Below are 23,996 nucleotides of genomic sequence, written 5' to 3' on the forward strand. Positions count from 1 at the left end.
TAACCTTCTTAATATTACGAAACAACAAAAGTAAGTAAAAAAACAATCCGTTTATCGGGGAATACATTAGTTTTATCGATTAATACTTGTACATTAGGTATCTGCAAGACTATCTTTGTATAAAGCAACGAACTATCAATAAAATTCAAAAACGATGAATAAAGATCTAAAAAAACACCGCAAACATAACAACAATAATAAAACCGGAATGGCTTTATTACTGATTTTGATAGGAGGCATATTTCTCGCTTTTAATATGGGAATTATTCCTCCGATACTAAAAAGCATAATAATATCCTGGCAAATGTTACTTATTGCTTTGGGTATAGGTAGCTTTTTAAAGAAACAACCTACAGGCGGATTAGTACTCATACTTATAGGAGGTATATTTCTTCTACCTAAAATAGGCCGGATATTTCCCGACTTTTTAGGAGGCATACATATCAACATCTCTATATTGTGGCCTATTATCCTTATAGCTATAGGGATAGCCTTATTAATAAAACGCTCGTCGAACAGACACAACTACAATGATGAATACGATACAATATCTGATAGTAAAAAAAACACAAGAGAATACGAAGATATACAAGGCGGATATAACAGCAACAACAAAGTTGAAGAGAATGTTATATTTGGAAGTAGCGAACGAATCATATTTTCCGACAAATTCGAAGGTGGCGATATAAACGTTATGTTTGGAGAAATAAAACTAGATTTACGCAGATCTTCTCTGTCATACGAGCCATTGCCTTACCTCGAAGCAAACTCGCTGTTCGGTTCAATAATTATTTATGTACCCGCAAACTGGAAATTGCACATAAAACGCGAATCGTTATTCGGTTCTGTTCAGGATAAACGAATAGGTTTAACCAACAGCACCGACCCGAATGCTCCAGTGTTCAAAATAAAAGGCTCCAGTTTATTCGGAAGTATAGAGATCAGAGACTAAATTTTCATTAATGTTTAAATGAATATACTACGGATGAAAAGTCCCGAATACATTATTTGCACCATAATAGCCATAATTGTTGCTGCAATGTTTTACATATCGATGAATCCGATAATGGATTTACCTGTGCATGTAAAGATTTGTGACAGCCTAATGTCTGGAATATTGTTCGGCATATTAAGCCTCCTTTTAAAAGATATTGTAAAATATGCCAATTATCGATCTTTCTCAATAATGCAACAGGTTATTAATTATACTGCACTATCGGTTTTATTTATTTTAGGAACTGTTGTTACCGAATATTACATATTACAGATTGTTTTCCCTATCGAAAATATAGTCGATATAGTATATCCTACATTGGCTGTACGAATAATAATATCTTTACTGTTTTTCGGAATATCAGTTATATTTTACGAATATATGACTATCAAACAAAAAGATAACGAGTCCGAAACGTCTGAAGAAAAAGATATTGAAGAAGAAGTTCCGCTAGTCGAAAACAATACAAAAAGCGAAGAAGAACCACCTGTTGAAATTTTGGAGCATATTGCAGTTAAAAACGGACAAAAAATAGATGTTATACTCATCCCCGATATTATATATCTAAAAGCCGAAGGCGACTATGTGATGATACATAGTACTAAAGGCAAATTTTTAAAAGAACAAACAATGAAGTATTTCGATTCACACTTACCTTCGAATAAATTTGTCAGGGTGCACCGATCGGGAATTGTAAACATCGACTTTATTGCCAGCATAGAATCGTACGAAAAACAAACACAAATGCTTATCCTCAAAAATAACGTACGGGTAAAAGTTAGTATCACAGGATATAAAGCGTTGAAAAAAGTATTGAATCTTTAACCAGATACTATGGTAAAATACCCTGATAATTTATCTATACAACAGGGTATTATTTATTGACATAGATTATCATTAACTGTAAGTTTTCAGAAAAGTGAAAATATTGTCAGATGTGTCAGGTTTTGCAGTTTTAGTCTTTTTAGATAGTTTTCGACAAGGGGTAATTCTACGTTGATAGAATTAATAAACATACAAGTGTTCTTTAAAATTATACTACGAATTGCGCCGAATCAAAAAAAAATAGCTTGCAGCTAAAGCTGCTCAAACAGCTTTTAAATTTTTGTCGCCTGTATGCCTTGTCTGTCGAAGCTAAGGCCGCTCCCGGAAAATGCTTCGCGAAAAAGCCTCTCCATTAGGGAGACATAGAATGCCGAGAATACATCAAAAACCGTCAGATGTGTCAGGTTTTGCGAAAACATTCGTTTGGACATATTATAAGCGACCATTAATTCTACACAAATAGAATACAGCTTATATATATAAAGTAAAAATAATGGATGTATTTATTGAAAGCGTAAAATATTACATATTGAAAAAAGCTGCTAAATAACAGTTTTTTTGTATTAACAATCAGGCTATTTCCTTATCTTTTTTTCTTAAATTTGGTTTCTCCCAAAACTTTCCCACAATTCTTTCTGTTTTGAAAGAAGGTTATCTGCTTTTGGCAAAATATAATCTTAGCTAATATTTTAATAACTTAAAACGAGTACACTATGAAAGAGTTGAAAATGTTTATTGATGGTAAGTTTGTCGAAAACAAGTCGGGCAAATGGATTGATGTATTAAACCCTTCAACCGAAGAAGTTATAGCCCGAATGCCTGACGGCTCTGTAGATGATGCAAAAGTAGCAATTGATGCAGCTGAAGTAGCTCAGGCTAAATGGGAAAAGATTCCGGCTGTAGAGCGTGCTTCGTACCTTATAAAAATGGCAGAAGGTATAAGAAAGCGTGAAAAAGAATTGACCGACATTATTGTCAGCGAAGGAGGTAAAACTCAGGGATTGGCAAATGTAGAAGTACTGTTTACTGCCGATTATTTAGAGTATATGGCAGGATGGGCTCGACGCTATGAAGGAGAAATTATACAAAGCGACCGTCCAAACGAAAACATTTTCTTATTCAAAAAACCAATAGGTGTAACAACAGGTATACTCCCTTGGAATTTTCCGTTTTTCCTAATTGCTCGTAAAGCGGCACCGGCATTAGTTACAGGTAATACAATAGTAGTAAAACCTAGTCAAATAACACCCATAAATGCCTATGTGTTTGCTCAGATAGTGGAAGAAACAGGTTTGCCTAAAGGTGTATTTAACCTGATTAATGGGCGAGGTTCGGTTATTGGGCATGAGTTAGCTGCTAACCCGAAAGTAGGAATGGTAAGCCTTACCGGAAGCGTTGCCGCCGGGCAACAAACAATGGCTGCAGCAGCTCCAAATATTACAAAGGTATCGCTTGAGCTTGGAGGAAAAGCTCCGGCAATTGTTATGCCTGATGCTGATATAGATTTGGCTGTAAAATCGATTGTTGCTTCACGTGTTATAAATACAGGGCAGGTATGTAACTGTGCTGAAAGGGTTTATGTACACAAAAAAGTAAAAGATATATTTATCGAAAAACTGGTAGCCGGAATGAAGGCTGTTAAAGTAGGTAATCCGGCAGAGGTGAAAGACTTGGATATGGGGCCATTAGTTGAGGCGAAAGCTCTTGCTTCAATTGAAGAGAAAGTAGAGAAAGCTCTCAAACAAGGGGCAAAACTACTTTGTGGTGGTAAACGTATCGGGACAAAAGGTTATTTCTTCGAGCCTACAGTTCTTGTAAATGTGACAAATAAAATGGATATAATACAAGAAGAAACATTTGGACCGGTATTGCCTGTAGTAGAATTTTCAGAGATAGACGAAGTTTTAGCTTTAGCTAACGATTCGGAATTCGGATTGACATCTTCGGTTTATACACAAAATCTTGATACAGCTGTGAAATTGGTTCGTGGGTTGAAGTTTGGAGAAACGTACATCAACCGCGAAAACTTTGAAGCTATGCAAGGTTTCCATGCCGGATGGCGTAAATCGGGTATTGGAGGCGCAGACGGCAAACATGGTTTAGAAGAGTATTTACAGACTCATGTTGTATATCTCGAAACTAAAGATTAACACAATTATTATATAAGAAAAAAGTTGCGGACTTAGCTGTACCCTATCTCTGATTTGGGTTGGTTAAGTCCTGCGCTTCTTAGAATCGGTTATCAAATATTTTTTTTGACTAAAATTTGAACAAACCATTTCAATTTTTGTTATTAACGTATTGTAAAATTCACGAATAATTTTAATCTTTGCGAACTTAGTATTGTTAATTTAAAAAAGAAAATGGATTTACCTAAATTTCTGATAGCCGATAATTCGGACTTCCCTGAGAATGCTTATGTTGTGCATACTCAAAAACCCCGTTTTGTTATTGATGTCGACAGCGAAGAAATTAAATGGTTCGGACCCGAACCTGAGGCGGATGATATTGTTGACGACTTAACTCAACAGGCTTTAGCTTTTTACGAAAGCGAACTGGATAAATACGAGGAAGAGGAAGATGATGAGTAAAACAACGGCATTAATTTGCTTGTTGTTTATCCCTTTATTCGTATCCGGGCTTATATCTCAAAACAAGGATACTTTAGCATGCGATTCTATTGGCAGGGTGCTAATAGACGATATTCCTGATGTCTTTTCGGAATCGGATACACTATATTTACACTTGGCTAATAAGTGTGACAGTATATTGTATTATTCGGTATCGATGGAAGAGAAACTCGGAGACGAATGGGTGCTTATTCTTCCTGATATATTTAAACACCGAATAGATAAGCATAAGGCCCGCAATCTGAGAGTTTTGCTGCCAATGGAAGATAAGCTGATAGAAAAGCCTTTTTCGGATATACTTAACCTTATTATTAAGCCGTATGGTTTATGCAGGTTATGCTATATTATAAAGGAAACACCATTTCGGGATGTAGAAAAGTTATACTCCACCGAGTTTTTAGTAGAATGAAATATTCGACTAAAATCTTATTGGTTCAATATTGGTTTTATTGAACCTAGTTCTTCGATTTTCGATAAGTCGAAAGGAGTTTCCTGATATAGATAGTAATTCATCCAGTTATTAAATAGCAGGTTTCCATGACCTGTCCAGCGCGATATTGGCTTTTGCAAAGGATCGTCGTGCTTATAATAATGTTTAGGCACATTTATTGGCAATCCTTTTTCTACATCACGTACATATTCTTGATGTAAAGTATACAGCGAATATTCTGAATGCCCTGTAACATAAAACTCGCGTCCTCCTCGTCCTACAACAATATACACACCGGCTTCATCCGATTCTGATAGTAATTTTAGTTCGGGATGTATTTCTATGTCTTCTCTTCTTATTTCGGTATGTCGACTGTGAGGCGCAAAGAATTCATCATCGAAACCTCTGAATAAAGGAAAACTACGATCGTTTATAGTATGACGAAAAACGCCAAACATTTTATCGGGTAACGGATGTTTGGGCACACCGTAAAAACGATACAATGCAGCTTGCGCAGCCCAACATATATATATGGTAGAGGTTACATGTTTACGTGCCCAATCGAAAACAGCCGATACTTCGTCCCAATAATCAACTTGTTCGTAGTCCAACATTTCTACAGGAGCACCTGTAACTATAAGTCCGTCATAGTTGTGTTTGCTAACTTCGCTAAACTCTTTATAAAAAGCCTGCATATGTTCCTGAGGCGTATTTTTCGACTGATGTGTCGAAAGTTTCAAGAAATCCAGTTCTATTTGCAAAGGGCTATTCGATAAAAGACGAATAATATCTGTTTCTGCTGCAATTTTCATTGGCATCAGATTTAAAACCAATACCTTCAAAGGGCGAATATCCTGAGTACTGGCACGAAGCTGTGTCATTACAAATATATTCTCCTTTTTCAGCAATTCAATAGCCGGTAAATTATCAGGTAAAGTTAATGGCATGGTTCTATCTTTGGTTTTAAAATGCAAAGATACTAAAAATTATAATCATTTATCTTGTACTACCCTTTCCTGAGAGTGACTGCGTTTTTATGGGCGTCGAGTTGTTCGTTTTCGGCCATAACCTCAATTGTACGTCCTAAATTACGAATGCCTTGTTCGGTTATTTCCTGAAACGTAATTTTTTTGATAAAACTATCGAGGTTTACTCCACTATATGCTTTTGCATAACCGTTTGTGGGTAATGTATGATTTGTTCCCGAAGCATAATCGCCCGCACTTTCCGGTGTATAATGACCGAGAAATACCGAACCTGCATTAACAATACGGTTTGCTATCTGCATGTAATTATTGGTTTCGATAATCAGGTGTTCGGGGGCATATTCATTTGTTATTTCTATAATTTCATCCTCGTTTTTCAGCAAAATCAATTTGCTGTTCAATAACGATTTTGCCGTCATCTCTTTACGGGGAAGCCTCTCCAATTGCTTTTCAATTTCGGTAATGACTTCCGATATTAAGCGGTCGCTGGTAGTTGTAAGTATAGCTTGACTGTCGACTCCATGCTCGGCTTGAGATAACAGATCGGCGGCAACAAATGCTGCATTTGCCGTATCGTCTGCAATAACTTGTACTTCCGATGGTCCGGCGGGCATATCTATAGCAACATCACGCAAACTAAGTAACTGTTTTGCTGCTGTTACATATTGGTTTCCGGGTCCGAATATTTTATACACTTTAGGTACCGATTCTGTTCCGTACGCCATTGCTGCAATAGCTTGTGCTCCTCCTGCTTTAAATATTTTATTCACCCCCGCTATTTTGGCTGCATATAATATAGCCGGGTGTATTTTGCCTTCTTTGTTGGGAGGCGAACAAAGTACTATTTCTTTGCATCCAGCTATTTTTGCGGGAATAGCCAGCATAAGTACCGTAGAAAACAGAGGCGCTGTTCCTCCCGGTACATATAAACCTACTTTTTCTATGGCAACTGCTTTTTGCCAACACACAACACCTTGTGTTGTTTCTATTTTTTTCGATTCAAAAATCTGAGATTTATGGAAAATCTCTATATTCTTTTTTGCTTCTTCAATTGCGTTTTTTAGTTCGTCTGAGACATACTTTTCGGCTTCGTTTATTTCGTCATCAGAAACCTTCAGGTTTTTTAATTCAACTTTGTCAAAAAGCGAGCAATATTCAAATAATGCTTTATCCCCATGTTTTTTTATATTAATGAGAATATCGTTTACTTTTTGGTGTAAAGATGAAATGTCAAACTCTGGACGTTTTAAAATTTCGGACCAATCTTTTTTTGCTGGATATTTTACAATTTGCATAATTCCGAAGCTTTTTTATGTTATTTTATCTATAAATTGACTCTGTAAAGGTAATAAGAATCTGTTTAAGTCTTGCACTCTTTATTTCTTGTTTGTTTTATATGTATGTAATCGGTTGATATTTGCAGAATAGTTTACTTAAAAAAGGATGGGTAAACATGAAATATAATAGTTCTTTTTCCGTTTAGTAAAAATAATGCGTAAATTCGTCAACTTTTTCCGGTATGAATTTGGAGTGTTATATAAAAGGTTAAATTCTTGTATTTCTTATACTTCTGCAAATGTCGAAAAATTATATATATATACTTCTTTGTTTTTTATTTGTGTCTGCAACGGCGAATGCTCAGCGTGTAAAGGTTTCGGGTACTGTTTCCGATTTTGATAACAAACCGGTGGGTGGTGTTATTGTAGCACAAAAAGGAACTATAAATGCAACATTTACTAATAGCAATGGTTTGTATCAGCTAACTGTTCCTGCCGGAGATTCGATAGTTATTGAATTTAAACTGATGAGTTATCAAACAGCGGAGCGAACAATTTCCGTGCCGGAAGGTCGAAAAGAAATTGTATTAAACATTATGCTTCGCGAAAATGCCACAGAGCTGGATCAAGCGGTGGTAGTAGGCGAAAAAGCCCAAACAGGAACTATGACCAAAATAGATGCCGGAAAAACAAAGCTATTGGCCGACCCTACAGGAGGAAGCATAGAAACATTAATATCGGCCGAAGCCAGTGTGAGTAAGACTAACGAACTTAGTAACCAATACTCGGTAAGGGGAGGTAGTTATGACGAAAATATTGTATACATAAATGGTGTTGAGGTATATCGTCCTCTACTTATCAGATCGGGTCAGCAGGAAGGATTAAGTGTTATTAATCCTAATATGACAGAATCGGTAGGATTTTCATCAGGAGGATTTGATGCGGCTTATGGCGATAAAATGGCTTCGGTTTTAGACATTACATACAAGAAACCGACAGAGTTCGAAGCCTCGACTTCTGCCAGTATGCTTGGAGCAAGTGCATATGTGGGAAGTGTTACCAAAAAGTTTACTCAGATAACAGGTATTCGTTATAAAACAACAAAATCGTTGTTAGGCACAATGGATACCGATGCAGAATACGATCCTACCTTTATAGACCTTCAAACATTTATGACTTTCGAACTGTTTCCTAAATGGGAAATCAACTTTTTAGGAAATTTTCAAAGTAACGATTTTAAGTTCACACCCATTACGCGTAGAACAAATTTCGGAACGATGACCGAAGCCCGAAGTTTTTTAGTTTATTTCGATGGATGGGAGCATGATAAATTTTTAACAAGCTTTGGTGCTTTTACTCTGAAAGGCAGCGTCAACGATAAGCTTAATATTGGTATTCAGGCATCGGCTTTTTCGTCGTACGAACGCGAACGTTATGATATAAACGGAGAATACGAACTTACCGACTCAAATCTGGAAAGTGAAGGAGGTGAAGGTGAAGCCGGAAATATGTTAGGTATAGGAACTTATCACGATTATGCTCGCAATAGGCTGAGTTCGGATGTGATGAATTTGTCTCATTTTGGGTCCTTAAAACTCGACAACCATCTTGTAAAGTGGGGTATGTCGTTCCAGAAGGAAAAGATAGAAGACAAGATAAGAGAATGGGAGATGCGCGATTCGGCAGGATATTCGTTACCTAATACTGGGGAAATAGTTAGTGTATATTCGAGTCTGGTTTCAGATAACAGCACAAATACGACCCGAATATCAGGGTACTTGCAGGATACTTATCGCTTTAACCGTAATGGTAATTTATTTACCCTGACAGCAGGAGTACGTGGCAGCTATTGGTCTTTTAATAAGGAATTTATATTTAGCCCGCGTGTATCGCTAGGTTTTATTCCTGCCGGAGAAAAAGGATTAACCTTTCGTTTTGCAACAGGAATTTATTATCAGGCACCATTCTATAAAGAATACCAAAAGGCTGTTGATAAAAGCGGAACAACAGTTATAGAATTAAACAAAGATATAAAGTCTCAAAAATCGATACATTTTGTTGCCGGTGGTGATTATAAGTTTAAGGCGATTGGCGATAGGAACTTTAAGCTTACAAGCGAAATTTATTATAAAAAACTGTCGGATTTAGTTCCTTATACAGTTGACAATGTAAAAATACGGTATTCCGGCGAAAATTCGGCTTCGGGGTACGTTACAGGAATTGAAGCTAAATTATTCGGCGAGTTTGTGCCGGGAACAGATAGCTGGATAAGTTTTGCAATACTGAAAGCCCAACAAAAAATAAATGGGGTAAGTGCACCACTTCCAACCGATCAGAGGTATAATCTGTCGTTGTATTTTCAGGATTATTTACCCGGACGCGAACGTTTAAAGATGAGCCTTATGGCACACTTGTCGCAAGGACTGCCAACAACAGCACCCCATACCGGATACGACAGCAACGTTTTCCGTATGCCTAGTTATAAACGGGTCGACCTTGGTTTTTCGTGGGAATTGCTAGGCGAAGATTATAGTATCCGCAATCGGAGTTCTTTTGTAGGAGCTTTTAAAAATATATGGTTGGGAGTCGATTTATTTAATCTGTTCGATATAAAGAACACCAATTCTTACTATTGGATTACCGACATTTTTAATACCCAATACGCTGTTCCTAATTATTTAACAGGACGGCAAATCAATTTTAAGATTGTGGCTGATTTTTGATTACAGTATTTTAATTATATAACGAAATGAAAAAAATTTACTTTTTGCCAATAGCTATGCTTATGTTTACATCGGCTTGTAATGAAAAAAGTGGTGGAAATCAACCAACCGATAAGGGCTTGAATATAGCCAATATGGATACGACTATGGCTCCGGGAACAGATTTCTACCGTTATGCAACGGGAGGCTGGTCTGATGCAAACCCTATTCCGGACGAATACGGGAGATATGGTGCATTTGAAAAATTGTACGAAAACAATCAGGATCAAATACGGGAACTTATCGAGACTTTGAGCTCGCAGGAAAATGAAGCGGGAAGTGTAGCTCAAAAAATTGGAGATCTCTATAAACAAGGGATGGACAGTGTTAAACTTAATACAGACAAGGCTGAACCTATTGCGAAACAATTAGCTGAAATAGACTCTGCTTCATCTGTAAGCGATATCGTAAAACTTGCAGCCCGTCTTCGTTATTATGCATCGGCTCCATTCTTTGGGTTGTACATAGGCGCAGACGACACAAATAGCTCTATGAATATTGCCCACATTTATCAGGCAGGTTTAGGGCTTGGCGAAAAAGATTACTATCTGGCAAATGACGAGAAGAGTAAAGATTTAAGAGATGGCTATGCTCGTTTAATTGTCACTCAGTTCTTAAATGCAGGCTACAATCAGGAAAAAGCTGAAAAAGCAGCAAAAATAGTTCTGAGGATGGAAACTGAATTAGCTAAATCTCATTTCGAGAAGGAAAAAACTCGTATACCGGAATTAAACTATCATAAATTACCAGTTAGTCAATTGAACGATTCTGTTGCCCGTTTCGATTGGCCATTATTCTTCAATACTGTAGGAGCAAAAGGAATCAAAGAACTTAACGTTGCTCAGGTAGAACCGGTTGCTGCTGCAGCAAAATTAATAATGTCAACACCTGTTGAAGATTCCAAAGTATACCTGTCATGGTGTTTGATAAACAGTGCGGCAAATTATTTGAGTGACGACTTTGTGAATGCCAATTTTGATTTTTACGGTAAACAACTGAGTGGACGTAAGGTTTTACAACCTCGATGGAAACGCACTGTAAGCACTATTAACGGATCACTGGGCGAGGAAGTTGGACAAATGTATGTTCAAAAATACTTTCCACCACAAGCAAAACAACGTATGCTCGACTTGGTTAAGAATCTGGAAGTATCGTTGGGTGAGCGCATAAACAAACTGGGGTGGATGAGCAAAGAAACAAAAGGAAAGGCACATGAGAAATTAAGTTCGTTTATCGTGAAAATCGGATACCCCGATAAATGGCGCGATTGTTCCGAATTGAAGATTAAACCGGAAGACCATTATTGGGCAAATATAGTAAGATCGATGGAGTTTGAATTTAACGATATGATGAACAAGCTGGGCAAAACAGTCGATAAATCGGAATGGTTAATGTCTCCTCAAACAGTAAATGCTTATTATAACCCTACAACTAACGAAATTTGTTTCCCAGCCGGAATATTGCAACCTCCATTTTTTTACATGGATGCTGATGATGCATTAAATTATGGAGCTATAGGAGTAGTTATAGGTCACGAAATGACTCATGGTTTTGACGATCAGGGACGTAAATATGATAAAAACGGAAACATGACCGACTGGTGGACCGAAGATGATGCTAAGCGTTTTGAAGAGCGTGCTCAGGTATTAATAGACTTTTTTGATAATATTGTTGTAATAGATACTATACATGCAAACGGAACATTCACTTTAGGCGAAAACATTGCCGATCATGGAGGTTTGCAAGTGTCGTACAATGCTTTCCTGAAAACAGCTCAGGCTAAAGATAATGAAGCAATTGACGGACTTACGCCTCAGCAACGATTCTTCCTGTCGTATGCAAACTTATGGGCGGGTAACATAAGAGATGAAGAGATACTTCGCCTTACAAAGCTCGATCCGCACTCTTTAGGCCGTTGGCGTGTTAATGGAGCTCTACCTCATATTAACGCATGGTACGAAGCTTTCGGTATTACAGAGAATGATTCATTATACGTTCCTGTCGATAAAAGAGCTTCTATCTGGTAATAAAGAAGAGAGAAAGGCTATTTTTCGTATCTGAATTTACGCAAGGTATAAAAAGAGCCTGTTATCAAAAATATAAAAACTAGAGGAATAGCTATGTTTACAAATGCATAGCTATTCTTTTTTGTATAAGCAATCTGTTTATTTAGCAGTCTTATTTGTTGTTGCTTCGAGCGTAACGAAAACCACTCGTCGTCGTTAACTAACCAATTGACAGCATTAACTATAAAGTCCCTATTTCCATATTGTTGCCCCGATAATCTATCGAACCCCATTGGAATCATCACATTTTGTCCGTTTTGACTAGTTATTTCGTTCCGAATTATATCGGACGATGATATTACTATCATTTTCGTATGTTCACTAATATCCTTTTGCAATTTGTTCTCTGTATTTATACCATCCGGAGCTGTGCGATTTTTATAGGCAGAAACAAACTTACCCTCTAAGGCTATGGCTGTTGGTATAAAAGATAAGTTGAAATATTCTCTTGGATTTTGGATTTGAGAATTGCTAAAATCTACCATTTCGGGGACTTTAACAATATGACTCTGTGTAGATGTTGTTAACAACACTGTTTTATTCACATCAGGATTGCTACCCGTGACATCTATCGAACTGACAAATCTCGATTTCACCAACGAAATATCCTTTGTTACAGGATGCGATATTGATGGAAGCAATAAAGGTGCGAAATAAAAAGGTGCCTCAATAAAGTTGTTATTTTCATTATCTCCACTAGTAAGCATTACAGATGTACATTGTGTATCCTGTAATAAGTCGGGATTTATACGTATTCCGTATGTGAATAATAAATTATCCAAATTTGTTTCGTTTTTCATACTTGGCGATTCTCCTTCCGAAGCCATCATTTCATGCGACAAATAAGCTCCGTCAATAAGCCAAAGTACCTTGCCTCCTGACATTATGTATTGGTCGAGGATATACTTCTCTTTTTCGTTAAATTTTTCGGTTGTTCCAGCAATAATAACCGCTTTAAAAGAGTCAAGTATAGAAATATTATCTGTTATCTGCCCCCTGTTCACAAAATAATACTTCGATAATAATTCTTCGGCATCAAAAACATATGCACGTGGTATTTCGCCATGTCCATCAATAAACGCAATATCTGTAGGTTCATTCGCATTTAGTATACGTATGGCATCCATGAATTCAAATTCGAGATTTTCGATAGAGGCATTAATGTTTTCTTCTGCCGAATATCCAGCAATGCTTTTCAGAAGACTAACATTGAGGGTATCTTTGTCTGATATAACTTCGGCATAAGGATAGATGATTTTCTGACTGGTTTTACCATCAATACTTACTTCGTTTAGTGTAATTCCCCTCATGTTCTTCTCACTCATCAATTCATATAAACGTTCGCGCGAAGCCAGTGTATTCGGATTTATATATTCGACTTTTATATTTCCGTTTGCATACCGATTAAAATTGTCAGTAAGATCTTTTATTGAATTTTGCAAGTGTTGAAATCCTGAATTTAAATCGCCTTCAAGGTATATTTTTACGTTTAATTGTTCGTTTTTATCTGCAATGGTTTTCAGTTGTCCGATCGAATAATCGCTCAATGTATAGCGTTTGTCGGCTGTGAAATCGAATCGGGTGTTTGGAGTAAATACCACTATAATGTTTATCAAGAAAACAGTAATGGCAGATATAGCCAAAAAGCGTGCATTTCGTTTGTCTTTAAAATTTAGAAAGTAAATAGCTAGAATCGAAAAAATAGATATGTAGTTAAATATGAGTAAAACATCATCGATTCCGACCACTGCCTTTTGCATTAAGTTGTAATGTTTGACGATGCCAAACGAAGCTATTAATAGTTGCAGGCTGCCACTATCGAACAGAGTACTTACTAAATCGAAGCCAAAGAATATAACAAAGTTTATAACAATTGCAGATATAAGTGATATTACCTGATTGTTAGTTATTGACGATGAAAAAAGCCCTACAGCAATAAATATAAAGGAAAGAAACCAAAGGACTATATAAGAAAGTATGATTTCGTTAAAGTTAATATTCCCTACAGTATTAGCTAGTTCATATAAAACATATATGTATATAATAGTAGAAACAAGAGTTAAGAATACAACAATGCTAAGAGCGATAAATTTAGACACATAAACAGAACTTAATTTTACAGGATATGTCCGCAATACATCCAATGTTTTATTTTTCTTTTCTTCCGAAAACGAACGCATTGTTAATGCCGGAATAAGGATAAGTAATAAAATGGCGGCTAAACTAAAAAAACTGTTTAAGTTTGCATAGCTTCCATCCGGAATATTGAAACTACCGGGAATATACCAATTCATCAATCCGGCAGACAGCAGAAAGATGACAGAAAAAAATATAAAATAAGAAGAACAGAAAAGATTTGTTAATTCCTTTTTTAATAAAGTTCTCATATATTTGTACCGTTCAAATAGTTGCTTTTATGTAAAGATAAATCTTTTTCGGCGGTAAAGGGTTTTAGCCGAAGTTTATCCATTAAATATTAACAAATCTTTAAACAATACGTATATTTGAGTTGTTGGAACAAGTATCGGAAGAATAATTAATAATAAAAATAAGAGAAATGTCAGTAGTAAAAGAATTGAAAGAGTTTATGACCCGTGGCAATGTTGTAGACATGGCTGTAGGGGTTATAATTGGTGGCGCATTTGGTAAAATAGTATCCTCGTTGGTAAGCGATGTTATAATGCCTCCTGTTGGAGTGTTATTGAGCGGTGTTGATTTTACCGATCTTAAGTTTGTACTGAAAAGTGCTGTTGTTGAAGCAGGACAAGAAGTAACCCCGGCAGTAACAGTTAACTATGGTAATTTTATACAAGTATTAATCGATTTCCTTATAATTTCTACTGTTATATTCTTCGTAATAAAAGGAATCAATAAATTTAAAAAGAAGGAGGACGAAAAACCGGCTGAACCTGCTACACCTCCTGCTCCATCGAAAGAAGAACAATTATTAACAGAAATCAGAGACTTGTTGAAAAATAAGAACTAAACAAGATTGTGATATAAAAAATTCGAGGCTTTATCGACAAAGATAAAGCCTCTTTGTTTTCTTACAATCCACTAAAATTTACATCGCCAAACAAAAGTGACGGAATACGTGCTGCAGAATTATTTCGGGGGTCGTTTCCTGTTTCAATAAGGTTTGCCCACAATTCGAGAATATTTCCTGTAATATTCATTTCGCCTATTGGTTGAGTACATTCTCCTTTTTCGACATATATACCTTCAACTCCGAAAGAGAAATCTCCCGTTGTTGGATTACAATTTCCTCCGTTAAAACCCGTAACCCATATCCCTTTATCCATCGATTTAAGCAGGCTGTCGAAATTCGAGCTCCCTGTATTTGCCACTAATATCGAAGGAGAAGTAACAGTAGGAAGCATATTCAGCTTTAACGAACTATATGTGTCGATATAGTAAAATTTAAGTATTCCATTCTCAATTATTGTCCGATCAGAAGTTGCAACACCCTCGCCATCGAACCAACGGGCACCAAAACTACGATGCATATGCGGACTATCGATTAAAGTGAATTTATCTGATGTTATTTTTTGTCCTATCTTATTTATCAGGAAACTATTTTTTTGATGAAGCGCATTGCCTCTCAACGCCGACAACATTGGCGAAAGTAAACGAGACGAAACACTGTTATCTAATAACATATTGTATTTGCCCGATTGTATTTTTATTTGCCCAACTTTCCTTAAAACTCTGTTTAACGCTTCAGATGCAATTCCTTTTTTAATAAGATCGTTCCAATACACAGAACTATCGTACCAATACGATTCGGGACGGGCATCTCCCTCTGTTTTTAATGTTACTTCGGCTGTTATACTAAAAGCAGTGTCCCGGTTTTCTCCTTCAAATCCGTTACTCGCAACCATATATTCATCAGAGCAAGCATCGCCGTACGAAGCTGTTACCGATATTATATCTGCTCGCTTACCATAAACTTCATCTACCGTCTGTCGGGCTAACTCAATTTTATTTTGAGTATCAATATTGTAAAACGAATTATCGTATAAATCTAAATCCTCTCCTGCCGATTTATAATACCTTTTAGGGTCAGGTAATTGACGACATAAGTCCTGCGCAAGAAACTGTGTCGACAATATTCCTTCTTTTATAAAATACTGGAGTTCATTTTTTTCCAACCTATTGGTCGAAAAAGATCCATATCTGCCATCAGTAAAGAGTTCTATATATAATTTATTTTCGCTACTCTGATGTAGTCTATCTAATTGTTTATCTCTGTATTCGAACGAATTACTGTCCGATTTAAGTATCGCAACTCTGGCGGCAGAGCATCCGTTTTTCAATGCATATTCTACAGCCCATCGGGCAATATCCTTCTCCTTATTGTTAATCATGCGATTATTATTTTAGAAAAGGTAAAGGTATAAATATATTTTCAGTCGTACTAGAGTATTAAATCTTGTTCGCTATAAATGGTCTATTTTCACTGCCAATTCTACTTGTGTAGAATTAATGGTCGCTTATAATATATCAAAACGAATGTTTTTGCAAAACCTGACATACCTGACGGTTTTTGATTTTTCTCGGCATTCTATATCTTCCCAATGGAGAAACTTTTTCGCGAAGCATTTTCCGGGAGCGGCCTTAGCTTCGACAGACAAGGCATACAAGCAGCAAAGGCATTAAAAAATTAAAAGCTGTTTGAGCAGTTTTAACTGCAAGTTATTTTTTTTTGATTCGGCGCAATTGTAGTATAATTTTAAAGAACACTTGTACGTTTATTAATTCTACCAACATAGAATTACCCCTTGTCGAAAACTATCTAAAAAGACTAAAATTGCAAAACCTGACACTTCTGACAATATTTTCACTTTTCTGAAAACTTACATTTGATACTATCCTGTACCAATAAATAGTACCCTGTAATATAGATAAACCAAACATTATAAATAACTAATATTGCACCCAAGAATATACACAAAAAAAGAAGCTGTTTTTTCAACAGCTTCTCTCCTATTTTGTATAATCAAATATTCAGTTAGTCGAACATTCGACGAAAATGCCTGAATATTTTTTCTTTTATTGATTTACTTGGCTGAAAACTTGGCGAATTTTCCATTCCTGTCAATGTCGATTTTTCAGCATCTGTCAGGTTTTCGGGAACATAAATACTTACATTAACAACAAGGTCGCCCATATCGCGTCCTTGCAGGCTGGGCAATCCTTTACCTTTTAAACGCATGATCTTACCCGGTTGAGTACCCGGTTCTATTTTAACTTTTACCTTGCCTTCTATAGTTGGTATTTCGGCACTCCCACCCATCGCTGCCGTAGGAAACGACAATAACAAATTATATATCAAATCGTTCTGATCCCGAAATAACTCGGGATGTTTTTCTTCCTCAATAACAAGTATCAGATCGCCATTTACCCCTCCATGATGAGCAGCATTTCCTTTTCCACTTACAGACAGTTGCATACCTTGCGCAACACCTGCCGGAATTTTCAATTCAATAACATCATCTTCCTTGTTAACGCCCTCGCCACCACAATATGTACATTTTTTAGTTATGGTTTTTCCTTCACCGTTACATGTCGGACATGTGGTTTGAGTCTGCATCTGGCCAAGCATTGTATTCACAACGCGCGTAACAGCCCCGGCACCCTTACATGTAGAACATGTGGTAAACGCCGTTCCTTCATCGGCTCCTGTTCCGTTACAGTGTGTACATGCCACATCTTTTTTTACTTTGATTTTTTTATCGGCTCCATTAGCTATCTCTTTCAGGTTGAGTTTAACCCTCACCTTTATGTCAGATCCCCGGTTTACGCGCTGGCGTCCACCTCCTCCGAAACCACTAAAGCCTCCGAAACCGCCAAAGCCACCAAAATGCCCTCCGAAAATATCACCAAATTGCGAGAATATATCTTCGAGGTCTATATCGCCATGAGAACTGCTAAAACCACCAAAGCCTCCGGGTATATTATGCCCGTACCTGTCGTATTGAGCTCTTTTTTGTTCATCACTCAACACCTCATAAGCTTCGGCTGCTTCCTTAAACTTTTCCTCAGCTTCCTTATCATCCGGATTTTTATCGGGATGAAACTGAATAGCTTTTTTGCGATAAGCTTTTTTTATTTCGTCGGCACTGGCGCTTTTATCAACTCCCAAAACCTCATAATAATCTCTTTTTTCTGCCATTGTATACCCTTCTTATTTTGCAACAACAACTTTAGGAAAACGAATCACTTTGTCTCCAAGTTCGTATCCGGATTGAATGCAATCTATAATTTTGTCTTTCATATCATCGTTTTGTGCCGGAATAGTTGTCAGAGCTTCATGCTTTTCGGTGTCGAAAACTTCTCCTAAAACATCCATTTTTTTCACTCCGTTTTTCAAAAGAAAATTCACAAACTTATCGTAGATAAGCTCGACCCCTTGTTTTGCAGAATCAACATCTGTCGATTTTGCAATATTTTCCAAAGCACGCTCAAAATCATCTACAACCGGCAAAATATCAACCATCACTTTTTCGGAGGCTGTTTTCATCAGTTCCGATTTTTCTTTTAATGTCCGACGCCTGAAATTATCGAATTCGGCATATAACCGCAGATACGAATCGTTTAACTCATCGTACTTCTCTTTCCAGTTTACTTCGTCCGATTCAGACAGATTGTCACTTGCAGAATCCTCAGCTTTTGTTTCAGTCTGTTCATTTGTCAGATTATTGTCTTTAGTTTCCTCTTCCGGTACAAATGCCTCTTCGTTTTTCTTTTCTTCCATATCTTAGTTTATCTATATTTCCTTCAATAAAACAGCCTCCACCACTAATGGCAGGTGTTTTTAAACATTTTTTATATCTATATATACAAATACTTTGCCAAAAAAATGAACTATTCTATATTTGTAAGGGTTATCTTTGTTAGGGAAAATAAAAAAAGAAGGAATTATGTTATCAAATTTACTTACCGACACCAACATTACTCTCATTATCTTAGTAGTATCTGCATTTTTCTTCATGCAGGGAAAAGTACGCTCCGATCTTGTTGCTGTATGTTCATTACTTGCACTCACTTTGACCGGAATCCTAACCCCGACCGAAGCTTTAGCAGGCTTTTCAAACTCGGTTGTTATAATGATGGTAGGTTTATTTGTTGTAGGTGGTGGAATTTTCCGTACAGGATTAGCCAAAATGATAAGTAGTAAAATACTAGCCTTGGCAGGAAATAGCGAAAACAAACTATTTATATTGGTTATGCTTGTAACTGCCAGCATTGGAGCTTTTGTGAGTAATACTGGAACTGTGGCTGTGATGCTACCTATTATTGTGAGTATGGCTGCCAGTTCTAACATCGATTCGCGCCGTTATCTTATGCCTTTAGCCTTTGCCAGCAGTATGGGTATGTTTACATTGATAAGTACCCCACCTAACCTTGTGATACAAAACACCTTGGTTAATGCCGGATACGAAGCCCTATCATTTTTTTCTTTTGCACCGGTTGGAGCCATAGCCCTTAGTGTGGGAGTTGTTGTTTTATTTTTCCTAAGCAAATTCTTAGTGTCGAAAACAGACTCTTCATCATCAAAAAAGAAAAATGGAAAAACACTCGAAGAGCTTGCCAAAGAATATCAGCTATTACAACAATCGTATAAAGTTGAAGTAAACAACAGTTCGTCGCCCCTGATAGGAAAAACTCTTGCCGATTTAAAGATCGCAACAAACTACGGGGTTAGTATCAGCAAGATAGTAAAAAAAGAAAAAGTAAGATTCCGCAAGGTATTGACAGAAGAGATAGCTGGACCAAAATCGGTAATTTCTTTCGACGATACTCTTTATTGTCATGGCGAACAAGAGAATATAGAGAAGTTTATTGAAGAAAATAATCTCTTTATGGAGAAAAAGACAGAAGCTGAACACTTTTTCGATTTTCAGGAGTCGGGTATTGCCGAAGTTTTTATCATGCCTAACTCGAAACTGATAAACAGAACAATAGAAGAAATACTATTCAGAGAAGAATATAATGTGAACGTACTGGGCATTCAACGTCAAAACGAATACAGTATGCAAAACTTTAAAAACTTAAAATTGCATTCGGGAGATGCCTTACTCATTCAGGGTTCGTGGGATAACATTGCAAAACTGGCCGATAGTCAGGACGATATGGTACTGGTTGGGCAACCACTGCAAGAGGCTGCAAAAGTTACTTTAGATCAAAAAGCACCTGTTGCCGCAGCTATCATGATACTTATGATTATAGCTATGGTGTTCGAAATTGTGCCCTCTGTTATTGCAATACTTTTAGCAGCAGTATTAATGGTTGTGACAGGCTGTTTGCGAAACGTGGAAGAAGCTTATAGCAGGATTAATTGGGAAAGCGTAGTGCTTATTGCAGCAATGTTACCAATGGCTACTGCATTTGAGAACACAGGAGTAGACACTCTTATCTCCGGGCAATTGATTGGAAAACTTGGGGGATATGGGCCATATATACTTCTGGCCGGAATATATTTTGCGACCTCATTACTCACTATGTTTGTAAGCAACACAGCTACAGCCGTATTATTCTCCCCTATTGCTTTGCAAGCAGCTATGGGAATGGGACTTAGTCCGTATCCGTTTTTATTTGCCGTTGCAGTTGCCGCCAGCATGTGTTTTGCCAGTCCTTTTTCAACACCGCCCAATGCATTAGTTATGTCTGCCGGACGCTATACTTTTATGGACTACATAAAGGTGGGGCTTCCGCTACAAATATTAATGGGAATAGTTATGATTATTGCATTGCCTCTATTATTTCCGTTCTAATATGTAAACTATTTTGCCCGTAAATAATATTTTTGAAACATTTGGGGTAACAACTTTATAAAATTGTTAGTTTTAGTATCAAAAACCGATTGAAATTCGTCAATAATTTATACTTTTGCATTCACTTGAAATTATGTTTTTATGCCAAGACTGAACCTTAAAGGAATGGGAGTTGCAATGATAACTCCATTTAATGAAGACGAGAGTGTAGATTATGATGCTCTTGGCAAGCTCATCGATTATCAGATACAGAATGGGACAGACTATATTGTGGCTCTTGGAACTACAGCCGAAACCCCTACCCTGACCGAAGATGAGAAAAAAAAGATAGTGCAACTGACTATCGACCGGGTTCAAGGACGTGTACCAATTATATTGGGCGTTGGAGGCAATAACACCCGTTCTATTGTCGATAAGCTTAAAAACGACGATTTCGGGGGTATAGATGGTATATTATCCGTTGTACCTTATTATAACAAACCTTCGCAAGAAGGTATGTATCAGCATTACAAAGCTATAGCCGAAGCTTCGCCTCTTCCTGTTGTTTTATACAATGTGCCGGGACGGACAGGGGTTAATATGACTGCCGAAACCACACTTCGTATAGCAAATGAATTTAAGAATGTAATTGCAATAAAAGAGGCATCGGGCGATATAACCCAGATGGACGATATTATTAAAAGAAAACCCGATAATTTTGATGTTATATCGGGTGACGACGGGGTAACTTTCCCCTTGATAACATTAGGCGCTATCGGTGTTATTTCGGTTATAGGCAACGCCTTTCCTAAAGAATTTAGCCGGATGGTAAGACTGGCACTTGAGGGCGATTATCAAAGTTCGCTAACTATACACCACAGTTTTAGTGAATTGTTCAAGCTCCTGTTTGTCGATGGCAATCCTGCAGGTGTAAAAAGTATGCTCAGCATGATGGGATACATACAAAACAAATTGCGTTTACCTCTTGTCCCTACACGCATAACAACTTTCGAGCAAATAAGAAAAGTGCTGATTGATCTCAACATAAAATGCTGACAAAACCGACAACACACCTCATTATCAACAAATAACAAAAGCTAAGGAAAAGAGAATTTCAGATTTGTAGCCATCTCCATAAAATTAAAGAAAACACAACCCTGCTCCTAAAAAACCTATACTGACAAATTACACACAACAGAAAACCATTATTTCTGAAAACCGAAAAAAAGAGAATCATCATTTCAATAAGAGTCAGAGACTTTATTGCAAACGGAAAAATTACCCGTTCGCACAATTGATATGCCGTTACTGACCCACAAATAGTTACTTCAGGGTTTAGGGTTAACCTACACAGACATATATTTATGAGAGAATTATCAAGTATTTAGATACATTTACAATGTATTTGAGAGGTCATTGGATGCTTGGTTTTTATCTTTTTTACGAGGTTTAACCAAACTCCTGTATTACACAACTTTGCTTTTGTTTGGTAGGTAAAACGCAGTATACAAGTACTGCGTTTTATTTAAAAAGCTATTAATTAACAATTTACACACATACTGCATATTTTGTCAGAAAATAAATCAATAAATTTCACTTATTGAGTGAACAACTTATGCTACTTATTTGTCTTATATAGTAGAAAGTGCAATTATATATCTTAATAAAACAGATATTAGCTTTTAAGGTAAAAAGATTTTTTTAGTTTTTAGGACATAAGAAAAAGAGTTAATTTGGTTTTTAGTTTAGATATTAATAAAGGTTATTTTCATAAGTAAGTTTTATTATTAGTGTTGGTTGGTTTGAGGCCGTTTCTGATGGGTAATCAGGGGCGGTTTCGTTTTTTTATATAAAAGAGGCTTTCATGGCAGATAAACCAGAAAGCCCTTTTTGAGTTAAATTAAAGAAGAAATTATTTGTGCTGTAATTTATACGCTATTGGTAAAGTGAAAAATACAGGAACAGCCTTGCCATCTTGCATACCGGGCGTCCAGTCGGGCATTGCTTTCACTACACGAATAGCTTCGGCATCGCAAGCCTCGTCTAAACTTCTGACAACTTTTACGTCCGTTACTTTTCCTGTTGCTGTCACTACAAACCTTACAATAACTCGTCCTTCTATATTCCTTTTAATAGCATCTTCTGGATATTTCAGGTTATTGCCAATGTACATCATCAATTCTTTTTGCCCACCTTTAAATTCCGGCATTTTTTCTACGGCTGTCAATGGTTGTTTTTCAGCATCGGCTTCTGTTTCACCTTTTGCCGTAGCCTCTATCTCGGGCAACACGGGGCTTTCCGCGCCTTCCTTCGATTCGCCTCCTGTTACTTTCACAACAGCCTGTTCTTCAATCATACTTGTAGTATCCGATCCGCCACATGCGGTAAAAATACAGTTTGCTGTTATCAATAAAAATACTGCCGGAAACACGAAAATATATTTCGCAACACCAGACCTTATGGTCCTTTCTTTATTCATCATAGTTATTCGCTTTTTTAATTGTGATACATTAAAATTATTTACAACTGCAGTGTTTTTTCCAAATGATAATTTTACAAGATGATATTGATACTGTTTAGCATCTATGCCATTTAACAAAATATTGTTGTCAACAACATATTCGAGATTCAATCTTAAATCTTTTCTTAACATCCAAACCATGGGGTTCCACCAAAACAATACACATAACATCTCACAAATGAGTACGTCCATAGAATGATATTGTCTGGCATGAACCTTCTCGTGAAGAACTATTTCTTCCAATTCTGTTGGTTCGTGTTTTTCCTTATTGATAAAAATCCATTTAAAAAAAGAAAATGGAGCTATTTCCCTATCGTTTAGATCAAAAAATTCGACCTCCGAAATAATCTGCCTTCGGTTATTATATTTAATAACCAGATATATTATACTTAAGCATTGAATTATAAGCCTGATTAATAATACAACGGAAACCAGAAGTAAAACCATTGAAATTATTTGCCGCACACCAAACAACTGTGAAGCTTGTTGATTATGAACTACTTCAACCGGGCTCAATGTTATCTGATACACTAAAGCCTGAACAATTTCCGACGGACTATAACTCGATGGCAAATCGAATATAACAAACGGATATACTAACGATATTGTAATTCCTCCTAAAAAATAAGCTCTTTTCAAGTTGAAAAAGGTATCCTTTCGCAGAAATATATAATAAAAGCCATATACAAGCATTATAGCCATATTCACTTTCAGTACATACAGTATAATTGTTGTTTCCATGGTATTAC

17 protein-coding genes are annotated in these 23,996 nt (G+C 36.7%); 10 read left to right on the top strand and 7 right to left on the bottom strand.

Annotated features, from left to right (window positions below; translation table 11 throughout):
• The first annotated feature begins 154 nt into the window (after positions 1–154).
• The 5 genes from D0T53_RS03535 (at position 155) to D0T53_RS03555 (ending at position 4,858) form a co-directional block, all read left to right on the top strand.
• Positions 155–952: a LiaI-LiaF-like domain-containing protein gene (locus D0T53_RS03535; protein ID WP_163265138.1), complete on the top strand. Its 798-nt coding sequence runs from the start codon at positions 155–157 to the stop codon at positions 950–952.
• Positions 953–985: 33 nt separating this feature from the next.
• Positions 986–1,819 carry a LytTR family DNA-binding domain-containing protein gene (locus D0T53_RS03540; RefSeq protein WP_163265140.1) on the top strand — a complete coding sequence of 278 codons (834 nt, stop codon included), beginning with the start codon at positions 986–988 and terminating at the stop codon, positions 1,817–1,819.
• A 713-nt stretch (positions 1,820–2,532) separates the two neighbouring features.
• Entirely contained in the window at positions 2,533–3,969 is a 1,437-nt protein-coding gene (aldA, locus tag D0T53_RS03545) for an aldehyde dehydrogenase (RefSeq protein WP_163265142.1), read from the top strand.
• 213 nt (positions 3,970–4,182) lie between these two features.
• On the top strand, positions 4,183–4,410 hold the full coding sequence (locus tag D0T53_RS03550; RefSeq protein ID WP_163265144.1) for a hypothetical protein: 228 nt from the start codon (positions 4,183–4,185) through the stop codon (positions 4,408–4,410).
• Complete coding sequence (locus tag D0T53_RS03555; RefSeq protein WP_163265146.1) at positions 4,400–4,858, top strand: hypothetical protein; 459 nt, start codon at positions 4,400–4,402, stop codon at positions 4,856–4,858. The genes D0T53_RS03550 and D0T53_RS03555 overlap by 11 nt, the downstream gene beginning before the upstream one ends.
• A gap of 17 nt (positions 4,859–4,875) precedes the next feature.
• Here the strand turns inward: D0T53_RS03555 and metA are convergent, their stop codons facing one another.
• Both metA and hisD read right to left on the bottom strand, forming a co-directional pair.
• The gene (metA, locus tag D0T53_RS03560) at positions 4,876–5,826 is read right to left on the bottom strand and encodes a homoserine O-succinyltransferase (RefSeq protein WP_163265148.1); all 951 of its coding nucleotides are present in this window, start codon (positions 5,824–5,826) and stop codon (positions 4,876–4,878) included.
• A 59-nt stretch (positions 5,827–5,885) separates the two neighbouring features.
• Entirely contained in the window at positions 5,886–7,160 is a 1,275-nt protein-coding gene (gene hisD, locus D0T53_RS03565; protein ID WP_163265150.1) for a histidinol dehydrogenase, read from the bottom strand.
• Positions 7,161–7,441: 281 nt separating this feature from the next.
• On the opposite strand from hisD, the gene D0T53_RS03570 reads away from it, so the two are divergent.
• Positions 7,442–9,865: a TonB-dependent receptor gene (locus D0T53_RS03570; RefSeq protein WP_163265152.1), complete on the top strand. Its 2,424-nt coding sequence runs from the start codon at positions 7,442–7,444 to the stop codon at positions 9,863–9,865.
• Positions 9,866–9,891: 26 nt separating this feature from the next.
• Positions 9,892–11,931, top strand: a complete 2,040-nt coding sequence (locus tag D0T53_RS03575) for a M13 family metallopeptidase (RefSeq protein WP_163265154.1) — start codon at positions 9,892–9,894, stop codon at positions 11,929–11,931.
• Positions 11,932–11,948: 17 nt separating this feature from the next.
• On the opposite strand, the gene gldG is transcribed toward D0T53_RS03575, so the two are convergent.
• On the bottom strand, positions 11,949–14,357 hold the full coding sequence (gene gldG / locus D0T53_RS03580; protein ID WP_163265156.1) for a gliding motility-associated ABC transporter substrate-binding protein GldG: 2,409 nt from the start codon (positions 14,355–14,357) through the stop codon (positions 11,949–11,951).
• 170 nt (positions 14,358–14,527) lie between these two features.
• On the opposite strand from gldG, the gene mscL reads away from it, so the two are divergent.
• Positions 14,528–14,956, top strand: a complete 429-nt coding sequence (mscL, locus tag D0T53_RS03585) for a large-conductance mechanosensitive channel protein MscL (RefSeq protein WP_163265158.1) — start codon at positions 14,528–14,530, stop codon at positions 14,954–14,956.
• Between the two features lie 61 nt (positions 14,957–15,017).
• Here mscL and D0T53_RS03590 read toward each other — a convergent pair whose 3' ends face one another.
• From D0T53_RS03590 to D0T53_RS03600, 3 genes are all read right to left on the bottom strand, one after another.
• Positions 15,018–16,337, bottom strand: a complete 1,320-nt coding sequence (locus D0T53_RS03590) for a TldD/PmbA family protein (RefSeq protein WP_163265160.1) — start codon at positions 16,335–16,337, stop codon at positions 15,018–15,020.
• Between the two features lie 644 nt (positions 16,338–16,981).
• Positions 16,982–18,145 carry a molecular chaperone DnaJ gene (dnaJ, locus tag D0T53_RS03595; RefSeq protein WP_163265162.1) on the bottom strand — a complete coding sequence of 388 codons (1,164 nt, stop codon included), beginning with the start codon at positions 18,143–18,145 and terminating at the stop codon, positions 16,982–16,984.
• 12 nt (positions 18,146–18,157) lie between these two features.
• The gene (locus D0T53_RS03600) at positions 18,158–18,727 is read right to left on the bottom strand and encodes a nucleotide exchange factor GrpE (RefSeq protein WP_163265164.1); all 570 of its coding nucleotides are present in this window, start codon (positions 18,725–18,727) and stop codon (positions 18,158–18,160) included.
• A 166-nt stretch (positions 18,728–18,893) separates the two neighbouring features.
• Between D0T53_RS03600 and D0T53_RS03605 the strand changes: the two genes are divergently transcribed.
• Together D0T53_RS03605 and dapA are read left to right on the top strand one after the other, a co-directional pair.
• The gene (locus D0T53_RS03605; protein ID WP_163265166.1) at positions 18,894–20,747 is read left to right on the top strand and encodes an SLC13 family permease; all 1,854 of its coding nucleotides are present in this window, start codon (positions 18,894–18,896) and stop codon (positions 20,745–20,747) included.
• Positions 20,748–20,888: 141 nt separating this feature from the next.
• Positions 20,889–21,782 carry a 4-hydroxy-tetrahydrodipicolinate synthase gene (gene dapA, locus D0T53_RS03610; protein WP_163265168.1) on the top strand — a complete coding sequence of 298 codons (894 nt, stop codon included), beginning with the start codon at positions 20,889–20,891 and terminating at the stop codon, positions 21,780–21,782.
• A gap of 856 nt (positions 21,783–22,638) precedes the next feature.
• On the opposite strand, the gene D0T53_RS03615 is transcribed toward dapA, so the two are convergent.
• The gene (locus D0T53_RS03615) at positions 22,639–23,988 is read right to left on the bottom strand and encodes a M56 family metallopeptidase (RefSeq protein ID WP_163265170.1); all 1,350 of its coding nucleotides are present in this window, start codon (positions 23,986–23,988) and stop codon (positions 22,639–22,641) included.
• Positions 23,989–23,996: the final 8 nt, after the last annotated feature.

The organism is Dysgonomonas sp. 216 (assembly GCF_010501065.1).
Lineage (GTDB): Bacteria > Bacteroidota > Bacteroidia > Bacteroidales > Dysgonomonadaceae > QVMM01.